Source organism: Bradyrhizobium sp. BRP22 (genome assembly GCF_020194175.1).
GTDB lineage: Bacteria > Pseudomonadota > Alphaproteobacteria > Rhizobiales > Xanthobacteraceae > Bradyrhizobium.
Genome location: NZ_JADYVX010000006.1, coordinates 149,816 through 173,659, shown reverse-complemented (window position 1 = coordinate 173,659; position 23,844 = coordinate 149,816). Strand labels below are relative to the sequence as shown.

Below are 23,844 nucleotides of genomic sequence, written 5' to 3'. Positions count from 1 at the left end.
CAGTCTCAAGCGGTGGATCGGAACGATTCGGATGGAGGTGGACGGTCAATATTAAATCCGTCAAGCCAGCATTAAATCTAGCGCCTGCGCGCCTGGGTACACGCGAGTTTGAGCTTGTGCGGAAATCTGCAAAATCGCTTCTTATTAAATCCCTTGAAGTGAAATTTACTGTGCCCAAGAAACTGCCAGAAACTGCGATTTTTCGCATTGGAATTAACTGCACTGCAATTCTCGCTCCTTTACGCTGAGGCCATGGTCCCGTCGCTGAGAGTGACGATTTATTCTTCGTGTGTCATTTAAAGCACATCAGGCGAATGCGTGAGCAAATTCGTGCGGAGAGGCTTTTTTTGACCAGCGTGGTTAAAGAATCACCTTGGGTGGGCCGTGATGTCGTCCCAAAAAAGCCTCTGCCAATGACCAGAACGAATCCATCGGCGCTGCGCCAGCAGAGTCGCACACAGGGTATCGTTGCTCGGGGAATTCAAATTGGGCACGTTGCCTGGGGACAAACCAGAAAAGCTACCAGGAGAACACTAGATGGCAGCCATTCCTCTGAGCTGGAATGACCCGTTGTTTAACAGCAATACGAGTTCGGCGGCAGTTACGCTCCGAGATGGCGGGACGCTATCGAATGCGAGTATTACGGATTCCGGCTCCATCGCCTCAGTCGTAGGCAGTGGGTCATTCAGCCTCGACCAGGTCCGCATCAATTCAAGGGAAGGCGTGCGCATTGGTGGGGACGGCGACATAACCATCAGCAATTCGTACATCGAAACGACTGGGCAGGGGTCTGATCACGCTGATGGTATTCAAGCCTATGATCCCGGCGGCAGTGGGAATGTGACCATCACAAACACAACGATTGTATCTCACAACACTGCTGCAAACGCTGGTTTTTTCGTTGCGGACGATTACAGCGGATCGTTCACGTTCAACAATGTGGTGTTCGAAGGTGGTCTGTATGGCTTGCGGATTCACGCGGATTCGGACGATATCTACGTATCGCTCAAGGACGTGTATTTTGTGGGACCATTTATGTATGACCCGCTCCTCCTTCTGGAGGTCAACGGAAAAATACATATTACCGATTGGGAAAACGTCCGCTATGCTTCAATCGTGAATGGCGAACTCGTTCCGGGCGCGCTTATCGCCCCGCCGTTTCCGGTGGAAGGTGGCGGGTCGCCCACGGTGCCTCCTGCCAGTCCAACTCCGGACGCGCCGGTGATCGCTTCGTTCTCGAACGACACCGGAAAAGTCGGCGACGGCATCACCAGCGACAACACGCTTCAGTTGAAGGGGACCGCTGCGGCAAATAGCACCATCAAGATCTTCGACGGCACGAAGCAGATCGGTACGACCAATGCGAATGCGAGCGGGAGTTGGGAGTATATTACGTCGGTGCTGACCAATGCCCAGCACGTGCTGAAGGCAACGGCCACCAATGCGAGCGGTCAGACCAGCGCCGCATCTGCCGCTCTCACGGTGACGGTCGATAATGTTGCGCCGACCACCCCGGTCGTGAAGAGCGATACCGTCGTCGACACGAACAAGGTGCTGGTGTCGGGCACCGCCGAGGCGGGCAGCACGATCAAGGTCTATGATGGAGCGAATGTGGTCGGCACCGGCACGGTGGCGGCGAATGGTACTTGGAGCATCACCACCAGCGCCCTGTCGACCGGGTCTCATAACCTGACGGCTACGGCCACGGACGCTGCCGGCAATGTCAGCGCTGCCTCGCAGGCGGTCGATCCGGTGATCGGTGGGCCGACGACGACTCCGCCGACGCAGCCTTCCGCGACGCCGAAGATCGTCTCGTTCTCGAACGACAGCGGCAAGTCCGGCGACAACATCACCAACGACAACACGCTGACGCTCAAGGGCACGGCCCAGGCCAACGCGACCGTGAAGGTGTTCGATGGCAATACCCAGCTCGGATCCGTCAAGGCCGACGCCAATGGCAACTGGAGCCTGACCACCGCGGCGCTGCAGGACGGTGCTCATAGTTTCACGGCCACGGCTGCCAGCACAGGTACGACAGCAAGAGCCAGCAGCGTGACGTCCGTGGCGCTTGCGATCACCATCGATACTAAGGCGCCGACTGCGCCGGCGTTGAAGGCGAACTCCGTTGTCGATACCAACCACGTGCAGGTGTCTGGAACGGCCGAGGCTGGCAGCACTGTCAAGGTCTATGACGGGTCGAATGTCGTCGGTACCGCCACGGCGGGGACGAACGGGAGCTGGAGCGTCACCACCAGCGCTCTGTCGAGCGGGACTCACGACCTCATGGCGACGGCAACGGACGTTGCGGGCAATGTCAGCGCTGCATCGCAGGCCTTCCATCCGGTGATCGGTGGTGGATCGACCACACCGTCTGGATTGACTGGCCTGGTCCAGGTCGGCAACAATTATTTCCTCGGAGCTTCCGGCCCCGAGCTGAAATATCACGGCGCTGCTGTGACAGCCGGCCAATTCGAAGACTGGATTCCAATCAGCTCAGTCAAGCTGGATGGCGGCGGCTACGATGTTGCGTGGAAAGACTCAAGCGGGCAGTTCACCTTCTGGACTACGGATAGTCAGGGCAACTTCAAGTTCTACCCGACCCACGGCGTTGCTCTTGCTGCCAACAGCACAACGGTCCAATCCTATGAGAATATTTTCCATCAGGATCTCAATGGGGATCACACCATCGGCGCTCCAGGCGCAACGCCGACGACCCCGACCGCTCCAGCTTCAGCAGTGAACTTCACTTCGCTCACCACGAGCTCGAGCAATGTCGTTACAATGAAAGGCACCGCTGATGCATTCAGCCAAGTCAAGATGTACGACGGCAAGGCGTATATCGGGACGACGACTGCCGGTGCGGACGGTAACTGGAGCTTCACGAGCACGTCTGCCGTATCCAACACTGTGCACTCGTTCAAAGCGGTGGGGGTCGACAGTGCCGGTCACACAACGGCCAGTTCGGGCAGCGCGATCCTTGGCTCGACAGGCAGCAATACGCTGACGAGCACATCGGGCAACGACTTGTTCGTCGGCAAGGGTAATCAAGACACGTTCGTATTCGCCGCGAATTTCGGTAAGGATGTCATCAAGGACTTCGATGCTTACGGGACTTCGCACGACACGATCCAGTTCAGCAAGAGTGCGTTCAGCGACTTTGCCAGCGTTCTCAACCACGCTTCGCAGGTCGGACAGGACGTGGTCATTGCGAACGGAGCTGACTCGCTCACGCTGAAGAACACTAAGCTTGGTGCACTGCAGAGTCACGACTTCCATTTCGCGTAAGCGAAGGGGCGCAATAAGTCGAAGAACATTCAGCGCCGTGGAGTTAATCTCCACGGCGCATGTTAGGGGACACGTGCCATGACTAATCTTGGACGGCGGGGAGATACCTCCCCGTCGGTAAATATTGAGGAGATGGAAGTATCGCGATGGGCGATATTTATCGCCGCCCTAGGACTTCTGGCAGAGCGGGCGCGATCATCGTCGCGAGAGCTCACCAGGTTGGGCGAACGTTCGGTCGAGGTCGTGCGAGCGCGGCTGTTTAGCCGCCCGCCGCGTCCTGCCGACTTCTACGATGAGCCGCAATCCGAGATATCGGCATTCCTGAGTTCGTGCCGCCGGATATTCTGGAGCCTTGCCGCCTTCAGCGGCCTGAGCAATCTGCTGATGCTCACCGGCTCGTTTTTCATGCTTCAGGTTTATGACCGGGTGCTGCCCGGTCGCAGCATCCCGACGCTGATTGCGTTGCTGGTGCTGGCGATGGTGCTTTATCTGTTCCAGAGCGGCCTCGATCTGGTCCGAAGCCGGATCAGTGTTCGGATCGGGCGTTACCTCGATGAAAGGCTCGGCCTTCGTGTGTTCGATGCAGTCGTGCGCCTGCCGCTCAAGACGCGCGGCGATGGCGACGGCATGCAGCCATTGCGCGATCTCGATCAGGTCCGCAGTTTCTTGTCCGGGGGCGGGCCGACCGCGCTCTTTGATCTGCCCTGGATGCCGATCTATCTTGGCATCTGCTTCCTGTTCCATTTCTGGATCGGCGTGACCGCGCTGTTGGGCGCGCTGGTGCTGGTCGGAGTCACAGTCCTGACGGAGACCCGAACGCGCGGTCCGGCAAAGGCGTTCGCGCGGCTCGGCGTCGCGCGCAACGCACTTGCCGCCGAGGGACGGCGAAACGCTGAGGTCCTGCAAGCGATGGGGATGAGGCGGCAGGCGGCGCTGCGCTGGCAGGATGTCAACAGCAAGTATCTCTCGGCGCATGAGCAGGCGAGCGACGTTGCGAGCGGGCTCGGCGGGCTCTCGAAGTTCTTTCGCTCGTTCCTGCAGTCGCTTGTTCTTGCGGTCGGCGCGGTTCTCGTCATTAACCAGGAATCGACCGCCGGCATCATCATCGCCGGCTCGATCCTGACGGCGAGGGCGCTTGCGCCCGTGGAGGTGGCGATCGCGAACTGGAAGGGATTCGTTGGCGCCCGACAGTCGGCGCATCGGCTGGATCGCTTGCTGAAGCTCCTCCCCGACGAGGATTCGCCGCTTGGACTGCCTGCGCCCAAAGCGGCGCTCGTCGTCGAGCATCTCTATGTCGCGCCCCCGGATTCAGAGAAGCTGGTCCTCTCAGATGTCTCGTTTCAGTTGAAAGGCGGCGAGGGCGTGGGAATTATTGGCCCCAGTGGATCCGGCAAGTCTACGCTGGTTCGTGCGCTGGTCGGCGTCTGGCCGCGGCTGCGCGGCAAGATCAAGCTCGACAACGCGGCGCTGGAACAGTGGTCACCCGACGAGCTTGGCAAGCATATCGGCTATCTGCCGCAAGACGTCGAGCTGTTCGAGGGCAGTATTGCCGTCAACATTGCACGGTTCGATCTTCAGGCCACATCGCAGGGAGTGCTGGAGGCCGCACAAGCAGCCGGTGCGCATGATCTCATCCTCTCGCTCCCGGATGGCTATGCCACCAAGGTCGGCGAAGGCGGAATGGCTTTATCCGCCGGTCAGCGGCAACGCATTGGGCTCGCCCGGGCGCTCTACGGCAATCCCTTCCTGGTGGTGCTTGATGAGCCGACATCGAATGTCGATTCCGAAGGCGAAGAGGCGCTTACGGAAGCGATCCTGAATGTCCGTAACCGCGGCGGCATCGTCGCCGTGGTTGCGCACCGGCCGAAGGCGCTCGAAGCGGTCGACCATGTCCTGGTGATCGGCGAAGGAAGGCTTCAGTCCTTCGGGCCGAAGGAGGAGGTGCTCAAGAAGGTGCTGCGACCGACAGCGCCGCTCAGGGTGGTGGCAGACGGACAGGGAGGCGGACGATGGATCGCCAGGTAGCAACGCCGGCGCTGCAGTCCATCCAGCGCTACATGATCGTCGGCATGTTCATGGTCGGCTTCGTCACCTTCGGCATCGGCGGTTGGGCCGCGACGTCGCAGTTGTCCGGCGCGGTGATCGGCCAGGGTGTCGTCGTGGTGGATTCAAGCGTGAAGAAGGTTCAGCACGCCACCGGCGGGATTGTCGGCGAACTGCGTGTCCGCGATGGTGACCGGGTGAAAGCCGGAGATATTCTGATCCGGCTCGACGAGACCCAGACGCTCGCGAACGCAACGATCGTCACCAAGAGTTTCGACGAACTGCTTGCCCGCCAGGCACGCCTCGAGGCTGAGCGCGACAGCGTTGATCAGATCGTATTTCCGCCGGCGCTGCTCGAACGGTCGAGAGACAGCAATCTGGAGGCGGGGCGCGCGATCTCGGCGGAGCGCACCTTGTTCGATCTGCGCCGACAGTCCCGGAGCGGCCAGAAGGCACAGCTCAGGGAGCGCAAGGCGCAGCTTCAGGACGAGATCAAGGGCTACGCCGGGCAGGCCGAGGCCAAGCAGAAGGAAGTCGATTACATCCGCCAGGAACTCGAGGGCGTCCGGACGCTGTTCCAGAAAAACCTGGTGCCCATCACGCGCCTGACCGCGCTCGAGCGCGACAGCGCGCGGTTGGAAGGTGAGCGCAGCCAGTTGAGCGGCATGATGGCGCAGTCAAAGGGAAAGATCGCTGAGATCGAGCTTCAGATCATCCAGATCGATCAGGACCTGCGAACCGAGGTCGGCAAGGATCTGATCGAAACGCGCTCCAAGCTTTCCGAGCTTACAGAGCGGAAGACCGCGGCGGTGGACCAGCTCAATCGCATCGATATTCGGGCGCCGCAGTCCGGCCGCGTTCATCAGCTTTCCGTTCACACCGTGGGAGGCGTGATCGCTCCTGGTGAGCAGATCATGCTCGTCGTGCCGGATGCGGACGCCCTCGCGGTTGAGGTCAAGATCACGCCGCGGGATATCGATCAGGTGTATGTCGGACAGACCGCGACCATGCAATTTGCGGCCTTCAATCAGAAGACGACGCCCGAGGTCGACGGAGAGGTCAGCATGGTGTCGGCGGACCTGACGCAGGACCAGCGGACCGGCACGAGCTATTACACGGCGCGCATCCTGCTCAAGGCCGACGAGCTTGCAAGACTGGGATCGGCGAAGCTGGTGCCGGGCATGCCGGTCGATGTCTTCATCAAGACGCCGGCGCGAACCGCGCTGTCGTACCTGGTCAAGCCGTTGCGGGATCAGGCGGGACGGGCATTCAAGGAACGCTGAGAGTAGCGAACGGGGCGACGTTTGTGGATGGTTCATCGATGAAGGCGCCGGTGATCGCCCGCCGCCGAAGGGTTAGCCATCGTTATGATATTTTCGTCCCGCCGAACCGCACCGGACCGGTCGCCCGATGAAGTAGCCGGAGGTCAGGATGTGGCGGCTATCCGGTCGAATTTTTTGCAGAATACCGTCGCGTGATGGCTGAAAGAGCTAAAATTAGGCCGATCGTTCACACGAAAGGGACCTCCCAAAGAGCACCCATGATTCAACGTTCAAGCTCACCCCACGGGAGCCGTTCGGCGTTGCATGATGAGCTTTCTGCCACATCGATGACGGGCGACACGTTCCTGGTCAAGCGAAGCTCGCGAAGAAATCTGGACCAAAGATAATCTAGCACAGTCCAAAATACCGGTTGCTGCGTATAAATCTCGCTGCGGAAGACGACGAACGAGCGTTGCGCTCCTGCGGTGAGATGCCGTACGAGATTCGCGTTCGATCCATCGGGGGTTAGCTTTGCAACATGCATTTGGCATGATGCTGCGTTGGCGCTGATGATCAGCGTTCCTGTCTCGTATCTCGCGACCACATTGAAGTGGTTGCGCTCAAGAAATTCGACAAGGTCTTCCTTCAGATGACCTTGGTAGTCAGGCGGGAGCACCATCTTCCATCCGATGGCTAGCGCGAGTACCGTGGCGAGTGCCCACTTAAATCCGCTGGAAAAATTCACGCCTGACCCCTATCAGACAGCAACCGAGGATTAGGCCCAGCATGGCGGCATTGGCAACAGCAGCCGCCAATGGACTATGGAATGTATCGTAGTGCCACTGGCTTAAGCCCATGACGCTCATGCGCGTGACGTTCACCGCGATCACCGACACGCAGGCCAGAAGGCACCAGAACGGATCGTAGGCAGATCTCTTATGGTCGACCAACCGGCTCAAGGTAATCCAGCAGAGAAATGCAAGCGACATATTCGCGAGCGAAGAACAACCTGGCAGGATGACCAGAACTCCCGAACCGTCGGCGAATCCAACGATGTCCCCGGTTCGGGGAGTGCGCAACAACCAACCGACAAGGGAGGCGTCAATCCGCAATATCAGATCGGCAAAGAACTGGAATAAGAGTCGGCTCCAGATCACCGGAACGGTGGTTGCCACCAGTATGAAAGCGCCGCGTCGCGCCGACGGGTCCTCGGAGAAAATGATGACGTACAAGCCCAGCGCCGCAACCGCGAGCCAGCTCAACGCGCCGATTGGCAGAAGGATCAGAAAGGCAAATGCTGCGCCTATGGCCACCTCGAAAGAACGAATCCCGGTCGTTCGATCTTGAAGAACAAGGTATACCCCCGCTGCACAGGATACCCAAACCACCACGCTTACCTCAAAGGTCTCAGAGAGGGCCTCCATCCACCCCAGTTTGTTTGCCGATTGGAAGACGCGTGATGCGAGGCCACTTATGCAGCCAATCGCAAAGAGTCCTGCGAAGAACTCGCCGCGTGACTGATCGCTCATTACTTGCGACAGGTTTTTGGTCGAAATCGATTTGTCCGGATTGGTCATCTCAATTTAATAGCTTGCTGGATTTATTTTAACCACCATACGTTTGAGCAGAACCAGAGGGTTGACAGTTCCTTCTCAATACGAGGAACGACGTGTGTCGGGACGCGCCAGGGAACAGGTTCCAATAAGTCGAGCTCTCACGAAATCGAGTTGCTCTGCCCTTGCCAAAATTGGGATGTGGTAATCCCAGTTAATCTTGCGATTTCGGCCTGGGCTTCGGAGAGCAGGGTTTCAATAGTTCGACGTTCGGTGTCGGTCAGCCCTGACTTCAGCAAGGTTTCGTATCTCTGGGAGTTTCTATGGTGTGCCTGAAGGCTGGCGGCATTTTTCTCGATTTGCATTTGAAGCCGTTGTAAATTAAAATGACATTCAAAATATTGATTTAAAGTGGAAGCTTAAATATTAATTCGATGCCGGTCAATGCTGAGCCCTTTTGCATGAAGTGGCGTTTTGTTCGTGTGAGGGAGGCATTCGGTGAGCAAAGTTACTGAAGTCGGAGACCGCAGCCGCGCGGCGACCCACGGAAATTTCGACTTGTTTCCATGGTCTTAGGTGCTCAGGACCCAGCTTACGGGCCTCGCAGCGGGCCTGTCCCCTGCGCTGATGGTGAACGCGGCAGAGCGGAACCGTGAATCGGGCGGAGCGTCCATTCAAAAACGTTGAGGCAACGGAATTAAATACTAATAATTGTTGATTAAATCGCGCCGCTGTCCTAGGGATATTCGGCCGTTCGCCGCGCGGGTCGCTGCGATGACGGAGAACGCGAGCTAAACAGCAGGCCCTCGCACGGCGGTCCCTGTCGCGTCTTCGTTCGACGCGTGATGGTGATATCATAGCCCGCCCAGGGTTCGGCCGAGCAAGGGGCTCAGATGTCGCCAGACTTCAACTCCGGAATGTCCGAGCAGCGCGTGGACGAATGGCTCGGGCTGATCAGGCGCTTTCTGCAGATTCTCGCAGCCCGCAAGAAAGCGCAGTTCTCCCGAAGGGTGTCGATCGGCGATCTCCTCACGGAGCGAGGTGATAATGCGGCCGCTTACGGCTTCGGCGAGGGCACGACGATGTACGACAACGTGCTCGTGCTCGGAGATGTCCGTGTCGGCCGGCATACATGGATCGGACCCGGCTGCATTCTGGACGGTTCGGGCGGAGGTCTGCAGATCGGCGACTGGTGCTCGATATCCGCCGGCGTCCAGATCTATACGCATCACACCGTCAATCGCTCCATCTCGCTCGGAGAGAAGCCGATCGAGTACGCTCCGACCAAGATCGGAAACGGCGTCTATATCGGACCTAACGCGATCGTTCAGATGGGCGTGACGGTTGGCGACAAAGCCGTTATTGGTGCGAATTCCTTCGTCAATCGGGATGTGCCGGCGGGCGCCAAGGTATTCGGATGTCCGGCCCGCATGCAGGCAGCCGTGGAATCACGCTCTGGGGACACCGATTGTGATCGCGGCGTCCGGCCTGTCCCTCGCGCTTCTGCCGGCGCCGGCGACTAAATCTGGCGCCGGCGCAGCGCTCGCTCGAAATGGACCGCGGCGCGGCCGACAAATATGCCCATGCTGCCGCCCGCCATCTTTTCGATGGCGTCCACCAGTCGCGCGTGGCGATCGACGGTCGCGAGTTGCATCAGTTCAAACAGCGCGGCGCTGCCAATGACGATGAACCACACAAGCATGACGTGGCGCGGATAGGCCAAGTGGAAGAGGAAGCCGATGGTCGCGAACGCGGCAATATGCTCCAGGCTCGTTGAGGAGGGGAGCGTCGGCCTCGCTCCAATTGGCGATACCGAGGCGTAGGCAAGAAAGCACAGGAGCGCCCAAGCGGCGATCGAGGCAAGTTTCTGAGGCATTGGGGGCATTGGCTCTTAGAGAAAATCCCGGAGGCGAGCGATTTCGATGATCTGTTCTGCGGACAATACGGCCGTCACAAGTCGGGCTTGCGGTTCAGTATGCACTTCGTAGAGATGGCGCTGGTGCGCGGGCTTGGCCAGGAATGCCCGGATGCATGCGTCCAGTGAGCCCTCCAGCAAAAGATAAGGTTCAGGCCAGCGGGTCGCCTTTGCGCGCTCATTCCCGATTGAAGGCCATTTCTTCAGTGTTGCATCTGCACGGAAGTCGACAGGCGCGTAATGCAAAGCTCCAATATGCACATCTGCCTTGCACGCTTGCTGAGGCGCCGGTGCGGTTGTATTCGTCGCTCGGATCATGAGGGCCAATTGAAGCCGGAGGGGCCAGGATCCACGCCCGAAGAGACGTGGAATGTCTTGGCCTCGCTTCCGGGCCATTGCGCTGAGGCTTCGGAGGCGACGTTCGAAACTGGCAACATCATCTCCGTCCGGGCCGAAGCTCTGGCGCTGACGCCATTGCTCAGACTGCCGATGCTACGCTGGGACATCGTCCTCCGATGCTTGGCCGCGTGGCCACTGTCTTCCGGGTCGGACCTCTTCATCTCATGGCTAGGCACGCCCGCAGGAATTGGTTGTTGGCCGAGTCGGATTAAATATATTTAAATTTGAAATGATTTAAAAGGAAATAATCGACCGCTCGGCAGGCCGCCACCGGCTGGCCTGCGACGTTGCGCCGTGCGAGTTGCCCAGCACTCGTCTGCGATGATGCGCGCCGCAAGAGGGTGAGCACGTCAATGTTCGACATAACGCGCGCATAGATTTGCTGCAGGCTACGCGGCAACAAGAACGGCAGGGCGATTGCTTTCCGTACTGGTGTTGGATTGAGAAGGCGTGATCTCGTCGGATGGTTGGAGCGCAGTCTGGGCACCGCCGATGCACCGAGAGTAGATCGTAAGATCGCAAGCGATGGTCGCTCGAGTGTGCGTGAGCGTCCGTAGTCTCGCTCGGCTAGGGATCTCAGAAGGGCTGCGGGGTCTTAACGGCGCATCACATAACAGTGTTCGGTCCGATGATAGGGGCGTGCTGGCGGTAAAACGCGGGAAAGACGTGCCTTCGGCATCGTTATTTCCAGGTGTAAATCCATTCGAGGTTGACCCGCGGTCGTACCCTTACTACTGTATGATATAGTTAAAGCAGCTCATACTTCACGAATTAAGTGAGCCGAAAATTCAATGTAGAGGGTGGACCGAGGTAGTCTGGGCCTCCTGCGGCGGTATCCTGATCTTCGGGGCGCCTTCGGAATAAACCGTTTGTTCGGTGCTGTCGGCAAAAACCGTTTGAATATGCGCTTCGCTCAATTGACCTAACAGCCCAATCGGATATGAGCGGTTCGACTGTTTTGAAGTGACAAAGCGATCGAAGACAACATTGTTGCGGCGCTCCACCGTGGAGCACCGATGATGTTCAACGATGATCAGGAAGACGGGACCCGGGTCGTCATGGCCGTGGTAGCGGTAACGCGGCACGACCGGCGAACGAGGCGAATGATATGCGGCTAACGGCCCGGAGATCAGGTTGCACCGCATCTAACACGAACGGCTAGCTTGCGCTGATGATGACTAACACTTTACCTGAAGCATGGACGTTACCAACGCCTCCGGCGTTTCGCCGCTCGTTTCTGACTGTGGGTATTTATGATAATTGTGATGCCGCCCGGACCGAGTCTTCGGCTACGTCGGGTAGCTGATCCGGCCGCAAGCTGCGGGCCCGGGCGCGTTTAGGCGGGAAGATGAAGAAGCACTCTCACGAGGAGATCCTCCTGAAGCTCGTTCGAGCAGACGAGCTCGCCCGAGCCGGCAATTCCCAAGTGGAGATTTGCAAGGCGCTCGGGGTCAGCGTCATGACGCTTCATCGTTGGCGGAAGCTGCCTCTGCGCAAGAATGCTGCGATTGTTCCGTCCGATCCCGCGGGTGACGGGAAGGCGCCAGCAAACTCCGCAACGATGGACGAAATGCGTCGTGTGCTGGAGGAACTCACGCTCGAGAACCAGCGACTGCGAAAGATAGTCACCGATCTCCTGCTGGAGAAGATGCGGCTTGAAGAAGCTTCGGCTGAGGCCTTTCCGGTTAGCCAGGCGCGCAAGGCTTGATCGACGCTGCTTCAAATCTTCGTGGCTGCATGGCCGAGCAGCCGCTGGGGTGACAATTGCAGACTCCAAGACGGGAATTTCGACGGCAAAACGGCGCTTGCCTGGAAAGCCGAGCGTTGTTGCAATCCGGCGCGGGAAACGGCGTTGCATGTTGCAGCAACCCGAACGCTTGATCGAGTGGGGAGCAGCATTCGGCCGCGGCGTCGGCATATATGTCCAAGGAGGGCATGTGCAGACGGTCGCGCGCGACCGGCTGGCTTTGGTTACAGTGGCGCATAATCACGCTAGAGCGTCTTCGAGCGAAGGGGACACCGGTTCGCGAAACGCGTCAAACAGAAATCTAGAGCTTCGGTTCTAATTCCATCAGCACCGAAATGCTCTAGTCCTCTCCGACAACCCTTTCCACCGCATCTGCGAGCTGCTGGATCTCCAGATCCGCCGCGTCTCCCGGCATGAAGCTCGCGACCGATTGACCGCTTGTAAAGGAGCGGACGAACGCCGATCGACTGGCGATCGGAGGCGCGACGATCTCGCCGAACTCGCTCAACTCCTCGACCAATTGTCGGCCCTCAAGCGTGCGGCGATCGAGCCGGTTGGGAACTAGAATGACCTTGATCGCATCGCGCCGGCGTTCACGTGCCGCATCAATGATAGCAAGCGTCTGCAAGGTGGCGTCGAGATCAAGTCCCGAGGGCGTGCAGGGGACCAGGATCAGGTTCGCCAGGGCGATCGACGCACCCATTTCACGCGCATTCGGCGCGGTGTCGATCACCACGAGAGCGGCCTGAATATTTCGCACCTCCTGAGCCCAGGCGGATACCGAGGTGCCTTCCAGAGCCATTTCGTAAACAGGGAATTCCAGATTGCCCGGCTCGGCCCACTGCGAGGCCGAGCGCTGCGGATCGCTGTCGACCAGTGCGACGTCATGACCGCGGCGTGCCAGCTCGGCTGCGATACAGATCGCAATCGTGGTTTTGCCGACGCCACCCTTCCGCTGGGTAACAGTAACGGTCCTCCGCATCGGTCTGGGAGAGGTCATGCGGTGCCACACTAACAAATCTTCACATTTCCAAGTAAAATCAGGCGGTTACATTACCATTACTTAACGCATCTCTACAATTGTCTTCTTCGTTGCGCGCCCTGCGATCTTGATCTGTCCAACCTGCATGCATGGCTCATCCGCGAATTCCGAATGGTTTTAGCCTTGGATTGCGCCGAATCGCCAAAAAAAGCGGCCATCGACGGACGAGTCGCCCCGCCGGCAGCGCACTTAACAATAGCGTGACATTGGCCTCAAATCTGAGTTAATCGCGCGTGAATTTAGTCCTTGACTTCGATTGTGCAGCGCGACTAACAATGGCTTAACAAACGGCGCGATGCACCCTAACATTGAGATGGTTGTGTCGGGTCGAGTAGGTCCTCTTCACTGGGTAGAGTTGCAGCACATTCAACTTGCAGCACATTGGCGCTGGCCGACGTGTCAGCTGATCGGTGAAATCTCGGAATCTTGCCAGAGGGTATCATGGCCGTTACCTACTTGACGAAGACTGAGCTGGGTCAATTCCTTCACCACAACGGTAACAACATCGAGGCGAGTGTCAGATCGGCGCTGATCGACTCGCTGGAGCAGAGCGGTGTGTTCCAGGACGGCGGAGAGGATGGCACAAGGGGATGGTTTCAATACGGACCGTTTCATGGCGGGCCGGTTGCTCCCACGATCCAGGTGCTGGACGTTTCCTCGTCCACATCGGTGGAGACGACGCCAAATCTGAAGGCGATCATCCTGGATGACGCCGGTGGCAAAACACTCAATGTCAGCGGTGCCGACAATGATGTGTTTGTTGCAATGGGCAAGGGCTCCGACACGGTGCACCTGCACGACAGCGGCGATGACACGGTCTATGGCGGCGGTGGCAACGACCTGATCACCGGCGGACACGGCAACAGCTCCCTGTTCGGCGGTGCTGGCAATGACAGCATCTATGGCGGCAGTGGTAACGACACGTTGGATGGCGGTAGCGGCAACGACTATCTGAGGGCGGGCACGGGTGCTCAATCGCTGGTCGGCGGCGACGGCAACGATCTGCTCAGGGACTTCACGTCGGGGCACAGCACGCTTTCGGGTGGCAGCGGCAATGACACCTTGGTCGGCGTGCAGGGTGACGTCCTGCAGGGTGATGGCGGCAACGACCAGCTCTGGCTCTATGGTGGCACCGCTGCGAACTCGACGCTGCAGGGCGGAAACGGCAACGACAGCTTCCATATCCAGTCGCACGCCGGAAACGACACGATCATCGGTGGCAACGGCGACGATACCGTCAGCTTTGCGGAGCGTTCATTCTTTGATGTCACCAAGATTGACGTCGACGCGAGCACGAATACCTACACGCTCCATTTCAGCGATAATCAGACGGTTGCGGTCAGCGGAGTTGAAGATCTCAAGTTCAGCGACCAGGTCGTCAGTTTGCCGAAGCTCTAACTCGGCTGCTGAGAGTCACGTTAGTGAAAGCCCCGCTTCGCGGGGCTTTTGCTTTTGTGTCTGAAGTGACTTCATATGCGCTTTACGCCTTTGTCAGGCCACATCAATCAGGTGATGGTAGTCGGCGATTGGAATTCGTATCGTTCTCACCCCGCCCGATTGCGACGTCAGGAACCGATCTTGTCCGCCAGTATGAAGCGCTTGCTCAATGCGGGCTCCGGCCCTGGACCTGCCCGCCGAATTGCTCGAATGGTGGGCGAGCAAGGCTGGGAGGAAGTGCGCTTCGACATCGATCCGGAAGTCAGGCCGGACGTCCTCGGGTCAATCCTCGATCTCGGTGGTTCCTTTGAGCCGCAATCATTCGATGCTGTCTGGTCGTCGCATGTGCTTGAGCATCTCTACGCACACGAAGTTTTTCCGACGCTGCGTCAGTTCCATGGGGTCTTGAAACCCGACGGGTTCGCCTTAATCACGAGCCCGGATATCGAGTCGGTTGCCCAGTTCATCGTCGAGCATGGGATTGCCGCCATCGCTTACCAATCGCCGGCGGGTCCGATCAGGCCGCTTGACATGCTGTACGGTCATTCGCGCGCGATCGAGGAGGGGCACGTCCATATGGCCCATCACACCGGATTTACGGCCGAACGCCTCGGCAACCTGCTGTTGATGGCGGGCTTTCCGACCGTTTCGATAGCGACGGAGGACTTCGAGGTCCGTGCGCTCGCGCTGATGCCCGAGGCGGACAACGAAGGCATCCAGAGGACTTTGTTGGAAACGGGCTTTAACTTTCAGGAAGCCTCTGCCTAGAGATTTCATGACGGTGCCGGTCCAACAGTCGATGCAACCTGCAATGACCGGCGCGATCCTTATCGCTTTAAATGTTAGTGTCCCTGTCGTTTTTGTTGTATGTATGTTAGTATCTAAGAGGCAGCGTGCCGTCGGTCGTGTAACGGTATGTCCGTGAAAGATCGTAACAAACGCTCGTAACAGACACATGGGCTGAGCTTCATGATCATCCAAGCTGCCGCCGAGAAGACCCATGCGGATCCGGTGCCTCCGTCCGCGCTCGGATGTCTGATCATCGTTGCACGACAGCACGGGCTGCATCTCACCCAAACGCAGCTTATCAAAGACAACCTGCTGACCGACCAGGAGGTGGAGCTCGGTCAACTCGTCCGCTGCGCCGAGAAGGCCGGCATGCGATCGAAGATCGTCAAACTTGACTGGGACGGGCTTGCTCATCTGAAGAAGGCGCTCCCGGCCATCGTTCGTCTACGCAACGGAAGTCACATGGTGCTGTTGCGCGTCGAAGGAGGCGCCAACAATACGCGCGTTGTATTGAGGGATCCGAATGCAGCGGAAGATGCGCTGCTTGTGATCGATCGACCGCGCTTCGAAGACATCTGGTCCGGAGATGTCGTTCTGGCCAAGCGCAACTATGATATCTCCGACGAATCGCAGCCGTTCAGTCTCGGCCTCGTCGCCGGGCTGCTGTTCCGTGAACGCCGTATGGTTCGGGACGTCGTGATCTCCGCGTTGATCCTCGGATTTCTTGCCTTGGCGCCGATCATGTTCTGGCGCCTCCTGTCGGACAAGGTGATCCTCTACCAGGCATACAACACCTTTTATGTGCTCTGTCTCGGGATGGTGGTGATCGTCGCCTTCGAGACGGCATTCCTGTTCTTGAGGCAATACCTCGTTCATCGCATGACGACGCGGCTTGACGTCAAGCTGTCCACTTACGTTTTCGAAAAGCTTCTCAATCTCCCCATTGACTATTTCGAGCAGACCGCTGTCGGCCTTGTCGCGCGCGACGTCCGTGAGGTGTTTCGCATCCGTTCCTTCCTGATGGGCCAGATGTTCGGCACGATTCTGGATTCGACGACGCTGATCTTCTTCCTGCCCGTTATGTTCTTCTTCAGCCCGATCATGACGTTGGTGGTTTTGGCGCTCTCGGGATTGATCGTAACGTGGCTTATCGTGATGCTGCCGACCTACCGCAAGGCGTCGCATGCCGTCCTTGTCGCGGAAGGCGCGCAGGGCGCATTTCTGGTTCAAACGCTCAACGGCATCCGGACGGTGAAATCGCTCGCGCTCGATGCGCGGCAGCGTCATCTGTGGGACGTGCTGGTCGCACGCGTCGCCAAGGCCCGGCTTACGGAAGGGATGACCGGAAACGCGATTCAGGTAGTCGTGCGCCCGTTGGAGCGCCTGGCAGTAAGTGGTTCATTCGCGCTGGGCGTCTATCTCGCGCTTATAAGCAATGATCCCGTCGTGATCGGATCGCTGTTCGCCTTTCTCTTGTTATCGCAGCGGGTCTCGGGTCCGTTGATGCAGATGGCGCAACTTATCAACCAATATGACGAAGCGCGAAGCGCGGTTATCACCGTCGGCAATCTCGTCAACCAGCCAGCCGAGGAAGGACGCTCCGGGCATGGCGTCCGGTCGCCGCTCGAAGGCAACGTGGAGTTTTCCGGCGTCACGTTCAGATACAAGGGCGCAGTCTCGCCGGCGCTGAACCGCATTTCGTTCGAGGTTCCCAAGGGAACTACACTCGGCGTGATGGGCAAGAGCGGCTCGGGCAAGACGACGATCACCCGATTGCTGCAGCGGCTGCATTCGGACTATGAAGGGTTGATCAAGATCGATGGGATCGACGTTCGCGAGTACGACGTTGATCATCTGCGCCGCAACGTTGGCGTCGTGCTGCAGGAAAACTTCCTGTTCAGTGGCACGATCCGAGAGAATATCTCCGCGGCCAAGCCGGATGCGACATTCGACGACATCGTCAAGGCGGCCAGGCTCGCGGGCGCAGAGGAGTTCATCGACAAGCTGCCCCGCGGCTACGAGACCCACGTCTATGAAGGTTCGCCCAACCTCTCGGGAGGGCAGCGGCAGCGGCTTGCCATTGCGCGTGCGCTGATCGTCAATCCGCCGATCCTTATTCTCGACGAAGCGACCAGCGCGCTCGATGCCGACAGCGAGGCGATTGTAAACGCCAATATCTCGCGAATTGCGAATGGCCGGACGCTGATCATCATCTCGCATCGACTGTCGTCGCTGACAACCGCGGACGCGATTCTCGTGCTCAATCGCGGCGTGGTCGACGACATCGGGCGGCACGAGGAGCTGTTGGAACGTAACGATATCTACAGCTCGCTTTGGTACCAGCAGAACACGCACTTGGCGCCGGCGAATCGCAACGACAGACCGAACTTCCGGAGCCCGACCCTTGTCTCGTAATCAAGCGTCGCTTGCGACCGTTCGCCAATTCCAGTCGGAAACCGATGCGATCCGGGAGGAGGCAGAGCCTATGGTTGCGAGGGCGACCCTGTTCGTCCTTTCTGCATTCCTGGTTGCGATCGTGGCGATCCTGTGCCTGACGCGGCTCGACCGCGTTATTACCAGCCTTTCCGGAAAGATCGTGCCAGCCGGTCAGATCAGCGTTCTGCAGGCGCTGGATCCATCGATCATCAAGACAATCGATGTGCGCGAGGGCGAGCAGGTGCAACCCGGACAGCTGCTTGCCACTCTCGACGCAACCTTTACCTCGGCCGATCTGACGCAGGCGCAATTGCAGATCGCGAGTCTCGAGACGCAAGTGGCGCGAGATGAGGCTGAACTGAAGCAGCAGCCGCTCGTCTTTGCCAGCAAGTCGGACCCGGACTTCCAGAAGTACGCGGCGCTGCAGAAAGCGCTCTACGACCAGCGGATGGCGCAATATACCGCCCAGCTCAACAGTTTCGAATCGAAGATCAAGCAGACCCAGGCGACGATCGAGAAGCTTCGCGGCGACGATGCGAGGTATCGGCAGCGCGACGAGGTCTTGCAGAAGATCGAGACAATGCGCACGACGCTTGCCGAGCATGGCACCGGCTCGCAGCTCAACATGTACATCTCGCAGGATACCCGGCTGGAACTGCTGCGGACATTGGAGAACACGCACAGCAGCCTGATCGAAGCGCAGAATACGCTGGGATCGCTGGTCGCCGATCGGGACGCCTTCAAGCAGCAGTGGTTTGCACAACTGAGCCAGGATCTGGTGACGACGCGCAACAAACTCGATGATGCGCGAGCGGCCTATGAGAAGGCGCTGAAGCATCAGGATCTCGTCCGCTGGACGGCCGCGGAGCCCTCGGTGGTACTGACCATGGCGAGGCTTTCGGTCGGCTCGGTCCTCAAGCCGGGCGATCCCTTCATCACGCTCATGCCGGTCGACACCAAGCTCGAGGCGGAGATCAGGATCTCCTCAAGGGACATCGGGTTCATCCGGGCTGGCGATCCCTGCACCATAAAGATAGAGGCGTTCAATGCGGCGGAGCACGGCACCGCCGAAGGCAAGGTGCGCTGGATCAGCGAGGGTGCGTTTACAACGGATGAGGATGGCAAGCCGCTCGACTACACCTACTATAAAGCGCGATGCTCGGTCGACTCTTCCAAGTTCAAGGACGTGCCAAGCAATTTTCGGCTGATCCCTGGAATGACCCTTCAGGGGGATATCAACGTCGGAACCCGGTCCGTCGCAATGTATCTGCTCGGCGGGATGATGAAGGGTATCCGAGAAGCTATGCGTGAGCCATGACACCTTCGGCGCGATCGCTGTTCCAGTGGATTCGGCCGGCTACCCAGTTCTCCCACGCTGGGCCATTTGGGCGAGGCGTGGCTGCATACGAGCGCGGCCAGTATCTGGAGGCGCTCAAGCTCTGGAAGTTAGCCGCAGAGGCCGGCGAGGCCGAGGCGAGCTATCGGATCGGAATGCTCTATGTGAAGGGCGAGGGGGTTGTGAGAAGCATCCCTGACGCCGCTGTCTGGTACGAGCGGGCGGCCGAGCTCGGCAGCATCGAAGCGCAATTTCAGCTCGGCTTGATCTTTCTCCATGGGGACAAGGCCCCACTCGGTCCTTATCGACATGAAACCTGGCGCCAGTCATCCGCCGTTCGGCTCGGTGACAAGGCATCGAATGTTCATGGCCTCGTATTCCCGCACGGAACAAGTGTTGAGCGGGACGTCAAGGTCGCTTTTCGCTGGATCTCTGCTGCAGCGGAGGCCGGCAAAGCAGAGGCGCAGACGGTCCTTGGCAACATGTACAGCGAAGGGTTGGGCTGTACGAAAGATTTTCAGGCGGCGCTCGGATGGTATCGGGCCGCGGCTGAGCAGAAGTGTGCGCCAGCCGAATTTGCGCTTGGCGATGTCCACTATCAGGGCCGAGGGGTCCCCGTCGATTTCGAGCAGGCCGCGATCTGGTATCGCAAAGCCGCCGATCAGGACCATGTGAGGGCGCAGGTTGCGCTCGCCTTCATGAATTTGAAGGGAGCAGGGATGCCAGAGGCCCCCGCCGAAGCGGCGCGCCTGTTCCAGAGTGCGGCAAGGCATGACGATGCGATAGCGCTCTACAACATCGGCTTGTTGCGCTTGAACGGAAAGGGTGTCGCCAGGGATCTCGACCTGGCCGAAACCGCGTTGCGCAAGGCGGCGCGCAAGGATTACCTTCCGGCGATCCAGGCGCTGGCGGAGTTCTATTCACACGGAGCAGGTGCCGAGCCGGACCTGCGGGAAGCGGCGACTTGGTACGAGAAGGCCGCCGAGCGAGGCGATGTACAGGCGCAGTTTTTCGTCGGTCGCTTCTATGCGACCGGAACGGGTGTCGCCCCGAACATTCGTCGCGCCGCAAAATGGTTCGAGCGTGCGGCGGAGAACGGCCACGCGACCGCCGCGTTCAACGTCGCGATCTTTTATCTCAACGGCTCTGGCGTCGAACGCAATGTGGAAGCCGCGATCAAATGGTTTGAACGCGCTTCGGAGGGCGGCATTAGTGCCGCGCAAGTACAACTCGGCAGGCTCTATTCGATAGGCAACGGCGTTCCACGCGATCAAAAACTCGCAGGAGAATGGCTGAGCAAGGCCGCTGTTGGCGGGGATCCCGACGCCAAGACCGCCTATGCCCTGTTCTTGCTTCACCAGGATGGCTCCTCCGAACGCCTCGTACAGGTGCAGGCGCTCTTGAGCGAAGCCGCGGAAGCCGGCTACGCACCGGCGGCATTCCAACTCGGGGCGCTGCGAATGGGCAAGTTCGGCGGGACTGCGGATGTTCAAGGCGCGATCCCGTGGTTCACGCGCGCGGCCGAGGCTGGCCATGTCGAAGCCCAATACACTCTTGCGCTTCTGTATGCCGATCCGAAGAGCGGCGTGAGCGATGCGCGGGCCGCAGCGTCGTGGATGGCCACGGCTGCGCGCGCAGGCAATGCGGCCGCGCAGTTTCAGCTCGCCGTCATATATTGCACCGGCAATGGCGTCGCCCAGGACGTCGCTCAGGGTGTGAGCTGGTACGAGGCGGCCGCACAGCAGGGACATATGGTGGCGCAGTACAACCTTGCTGTGATGCTCGGGAGAGGGCAGGGCCGCGAAGCGGATCCGAAGAAGGCCGTCGAATGGTTTCAGAAGGCGGCTGAACAAGGCATGGCGGAAGCGCAGCTAGCGCTGGGAGACGCACTGATGTCGGGCACCGGCGTGGCTCAAGATAGGGACATGGCGGTGTATTGGTATCAACACGCCGCGCGACAACGCAATGAAGGCGCAGTGCGGCGCTTGAGCTCGATCGGCGTCGCGCTCGCCGACAACTGAGCGTTGTTTATTCGTTCGGGAGCGGAAAGATGCAAAAGGAGGCAAGCAACTGCGACAATTCGGACACAACTGAAGCGTGCCTTCATATCGAAGACAGAAAGATTGCGCTAATCTCGCGCTTGCGAAGTAAGGCGCTTAATGCACAACTGAATGTGTGATGATGGCTGATCTTCTTTCGAAGCTCGCGCGATGTCCGGGCTCGCAAGCGGCTCAATCGTTGAGGATGCGGTACGGAACCGTGCTTACTCTTGGGACAAGACTTCTCGCCTGCAAGTTGCGAGTGAATCGCCGTCAAGCCAGCGCATGCTGTGATGCGAGAAGAACATAGGCCAGCCCGTCCCGAGGGGTTGGCAGGAGATCGGGGTGCGATGAATAAGATTGCGGAACGCGGTGTCAAAGATGCGAAGGACACGCAACCTGTTGCTAGTCCTATTCCACAAGAGGAAAATCTTCAAAGCTTGTTCCTGGATTCCGATTTAAGCAATTTGGAGTCGGGCGCCCGCCTGCGCGGCGCGATACTTGAGTATTCCGGCCGGGAAATCTCGGGTTGGATCGTCGATGCCAGGTCGCCCGCGGCCTCTGTTTCCCTTTCGCTCTTTGTTGGCTCCCACTCGATCGAAGAGACGAGGACAGACCGTGCGGCTCCCGCCGAAATTCGCTCGAAGGCAATTGGTCGTCCTGGATTCCGTATCGATCTGGCGAACCCGGGCGCACGTCGGCGCTTGGCGCGGGCCCTCAGAAACACGCTATTGGACCCGAGCCAGGCCCAGATTTATCTTCGCGTCAGCTTGGACGATGGGGAATACTTTGAGATCCCGCTCTTTGACAACTTCGCGCCGGACGAACTCGTCATCGCGCTGGGATTTTCGAGCGCCGATTACAGCGACCTCCTGATTCCGAACAACAACAGGATCGTTACGCCTGCTCCGGACCCCACAGGCAAGGAGGTGCGCTACGTTTGCTTTTATCTGCCTCAGTTTCACTCGTTCGCGGAGAATGACAGGTGGTGGGGACCTGGTTTCACTGAGTGGACCAACGTTTCGCGCATGCGTCCTCAGTTTCCAGCGCATCAATCTCCCTGGCTGCCCGCAGACCTAGGCTTCTATGATGTGAGATTGACGGACACGCGTCGACAGCAGGCCGATTTGGCTCGCCGCTACGGCGTCTACGGTTTCTGCTACTACGCTTACTGGTTCCAGGGGCGTAGACTTCTGGAAAGGCCGCTGGAACTTCTTCTGGAGGACGGAGAGCCGAATCTACCCTTCTGCATCTGCTGGGCGAATGAGAATTGGTCACGTCGCTGGGACGGTTCAGATGCGGAGCTCCTGCTCGGACAAAATCATTCTCTGGAAGAAGATGTTCGCTTTATTGACGATATGGCGGACCTTCTGCTCGACGAGCGCTACATCTCGGTAGACGGCCGCAAGGTCATACTTATCTACCGGCCATCGCTATTGCCGGACAAGCAGCGTCTATTCAAGATTTGGCGCACGAGAGCAAAGGAGCTGGGAATTGGCGAGATTCTGATCTGCAACGCCATGACGTTCGGAGAATTTGATCCGCGGGACGTCAACTGCGATGCGGCGGTGGAATTTCCTCCGCACACCGTCTCGACGGCGGAGTTGCCCCTCTCGGACTTGGGAGCTCCAGCGACCTTTACGGGCAAGGTCTACGACTACGTTGACGCCATGCGCTCGTCTCTGGGCAAGACATACGATTATCCTTATTTTCCGGCCGTTATGCCGCGTTGGGATAACACACCCCGGAAGGGTTCGCGGGGCCACATCTTTAACAGGTCGAGTCCGGAGGCATTTGAAGTCTGGCTGCGAGATGCCACCCGCCGAGCAAGGAAGAGCTCATTTTCCGAACCTATCGTTTTCATCAACTCTTGGAACGAGTGGGCCGAGGGAGCCCATCTAGAACCGGACTCGCGTTACGGACGAGCGTTTCTTGAGGTGGTGAGAAGGGTAGCGTCATCCGAACCGATCTCGATCCAAGTTCGTTCGAATCCGGAGCTATTGGACTGCCTCAGTCGGCAGGAGCTCGAGCAAGCGGTGAAGGAAGCGGCCACGCACGTTGAACTGCTCGCTACCCTTCACAAATCGGAGATGGCCTATTCGGGCTTGCAGCACACGCGGAGCGGAGTTCCTGTCGAAGCGCAAGATGCATCTGAGAATCCGCCCGGATCATTGCTTGTCATTGAGAACATAAACTCGCAAACGGGCGAGCGGGTGGTAGTCGACCCGCGCGCGAGCATTCTCGTGCGAGGATGGGTCTGTCCTGGCGGAAGCTTTGAAGCGAGCAAGCACAGGACAGGCTTCTTGATCCTCCTCTCCGCAAATCCGGAAAAGCAGGATCAGAACGGGTACTGCTTGGTTGTGGACTGGCACGAGCGCTTTGACGTCAAGGAATATATGAAGGCGGAAAGCAAGGAGTGCTATTTCGGCTTCCAACTGTCCTTTCTCGTTCGCGATATGCCTGACGGAGAGTACAAACTCGCCGTTCTTGAGGTGGGTGAAGGAAGCCGTGCCCTCATCAGATCGAATCATTCGATAATCGTACGACGTTGAGCTCGGGAG

Annotated in this window: 16 protein-coding genes; 11 read left to right on the top strand and 5 right to left on the bottom strand. The window is 58.7% G+C overall.

Annotated features, from left to right (window positions below; all coding sequences use genetic code 11):
- The first annotated feature begins 537 nt into the window (after positions 1 to 537).
- The 3 genes from I6F35_RS10830 (at position 538) to I6F35_RS10820 (ending at position 6,611) form a co-directional block, all read left to right on the top strand.
- Positions 538 to 3,285 carry an Ig-like domain-containing protein gene (locus I6F35_RS10830; protein WP_225117649.1) on the top strand — a complete coding sequence of 916 codons (2,748 nt, stop codon included), beginning with the start codon at positions 538 to 540 and terminating at the stop codon, positions 3,283 to 3,285.
- A gap of 78 nt (positions 3,286 to 3,363) precedes the next feature.
- A complete protein-coding gene (locus I6F35_RS10825; RefSeq protein WP_225117648.1) occupies positions 3,364 to 5,310 on the top strand; it encodes a type I secretion system permease/ATPase in 1,947 nt (648 codons plus the stop codon).
- A complete protein-coding gene (locus I6F35_RS10820) occupies positions 5,295 to 6,611 on the top strand; it encodes an HlyD family type I secretion periplasmic adaptor subunit (RefSeq protein ID WP_225117647.1) in 1,317 nt (438 codons plus the stop codon). Before I6F35_RS10825 ends, I6F35_RS10820 begins: the two co-directional genes overlap by 16 nt.
- Positions 6,612 to 6,873: 262 nt before the next feature.
- Here the strand turns inward: I6F35_RS10820 and I6F35_RS10815 are convergent, their stop codons facing one another.
- Together I6F35_RS10815 and I6F35_RS10810 are read right to left on the bottom strand one after the other, a co-directional pair.
- Positions 6,874 to 7,335: a hypothetical protein gene (locus tag I6F35_RS10815; protein ID WP_225117646.1), complete on the bottom strand. Its 462-nt coding sequence runs from the start codon at positions 7,333 to 7,335 to the stop codon at positions 6,874 to 6,876.
- Positions 7,313 to 8,167, bottom strand: a complete 855-nt coding sequence (locus I6F35_RS10810) for a hypothetical protein (protein WP_225117645.1) — start codon at positions 8,165 to 8,167, stop codon at positions 7,313 to 7,315. The genes I6F35_RS10815 and I6F35_RS10810 overlap by 23 nt, the downstream gene beginning before the upstream one ends.
- 869 nt (positions 8,168 to 9,036) lie before the next feature.
- Here I6F35_RS10810 and I6F35_RS10805 point away from each other — a divergent pair.
- On the top strand, positions 9,037 to 9,666 hold the full coding sequence (locus tag I6F35_RS10805; protein ID WP_225117644.1) for an acyltransferase: 630 nt from the start codon (positions 9,037 to 9,039) through the stop codon (positions 9,664 to 9,666).
- On the opposite strand, the gene I6F35_RS40145 is transcribed toward I6F35_RS10805, so the two are convergent.
- Positions 9,663 to 10,019, bottom strand: a complete 357-nt coding sequence (locus I6F35_RS40145; protein ID WP_225117643.1) for a VanZ family protein — start codon at positions 10,017 to 10,019, stop codon at positions 9,663 to 9,665. The genes I6F35_RS10805 and I6F35_RS40145 overlap by 4 nt on opposite strands.
- Positions 10,020 to 11,245: 1,226 nt before the next feature.
- A complete protein-coding gene (locus I6F35_RS10795; protein WP_225117642.1) occupies positions 11,246 to 11,542 on the bottom strand; it encodes a hypothetical protein in 297 nt (98 codons plus the stop codon).
- Between the two features lie 263 nt (positions 11,543 to 11,805).
- Between I6F35_RS10795 and I6F35_RS10790 the strand changes: the two genes are divergently transcribed.
- Positions 11,806 to 12,165 carry a helix-turn-helix domain-containing protein gene (locus I6F35_RS10790; protein ID WP_225117641.1) on the top strand — a complete coding sequence of 120 codons (360 nt, stop codon included), beginning with the start codon at positions 11,806 to 11,808 and terminating at the stop codon, positions 12,163 to 12,165.
- A 379-nt stretch (positions 12,166 to 12,544) separates the two neighbouring features.
- Here I6F35_RS10790 and I6F35_RS10785 read toward each other — a convergent pair whose 3' ends face one another.
- Complete coding sequence (locus tag I6F35_RS10785) at positions 12,545 to 13,204, bottom strand: AAA family ATPase (protein ID WP_225117640.1); 660 nt, start codon at positions 13,202 to 13,204, stop codon at positions 12,545 to 12,547.
- A 483-nt stretch (positions 13,205 to 13,687) separates the two neighbouring features.
- On the opposite strand from I6F35_RS10785, the gene I6F35_RS10780 reads away from it, so the two are divergent.
- The 6 genes from I6F35_RS10780 (at position 13,688) to I6F35_RS10755 (ending at position 23,835) form a co-directional block, all read left to right on the top strand.
- Positions 13,688 to 14,644 (top strand): calcium-binding protein, encoded by a 957-nt coding sequence (locus tag I6F35_RS10780; protein ID WP_225117639.1) that lies wholly within the window; start codon positions 13,688 to 13,690, stop codon positions 14,642 to 14,644.
- A 180-nt stretch (positions 14,645 to 14,824) separates the two neighbouring features.
- On the top strand, positions 14,825 to 15,451 hold the full coding sequence (locus tag I6F35_RS10775; RefSeq protein ID WP_225117638.1) for a class I SAM-dependent methyltransferase: 627 nt from the start codon (positions 14,825 to 14,827) through the stop codon (positions 15,449 to 15,451).
- A 201-nt stretch (positions 15,452 to 15,652) separates the two neighbouring features.
- Positions 15,653 to 17,887, top strand: a complete 2,235-nt coding sequence (locus I6F35_RS10770; protein ID WP_225117637.1) for a peptidase domain-containing ABC transporter — start codon at positions 15,653 to 15,655, stop codon at positions 17,885 to 17,887.
- A complete protein-coding gene (locus tag I6F35_RS10765; RefSeq protein ID WP_225117636.1) occupies positions 17,877 to 19,226 on the top strand; it encodes an HlyD family type I secretion periplasmic adaptor subunit in 1,350 nt (449 codons plus the stop codon). Before I6F35_RS10770 ends, I6F35_RS10765 begins: the two co-directional genes overlap by 11 nt.
- Positions 19,227 to 19,303: 77 nt before the next feature.
- Positions 19,304 to 21,265, top strand: a complete 1,962-nt coding sequence (locus I6F35_RS10760; protein WP_225117635.1) for an SEL1-like repeat protein — start codon at positions 19,304 to 19,306, stop codon at positions 21,263 to 21,265.
- Positions 21,266 to 21,633: 368 nt separating this feature from the next.
- Complete coding sequence (locus I6F35_RS10755) at positions 21,634 to 23,835, top strand: glycoside hydrolase family 99-like domain-containing protein (RefSeq protein ID WP_225117634.1); 2,202 nt, start codon at positions 21,634 to 21,636, stop codon at positions 23,833 to 23,835.
- The last annotated feature ends 9 nt before the right edge of the window (positions 23,836 to 23,844 follow it).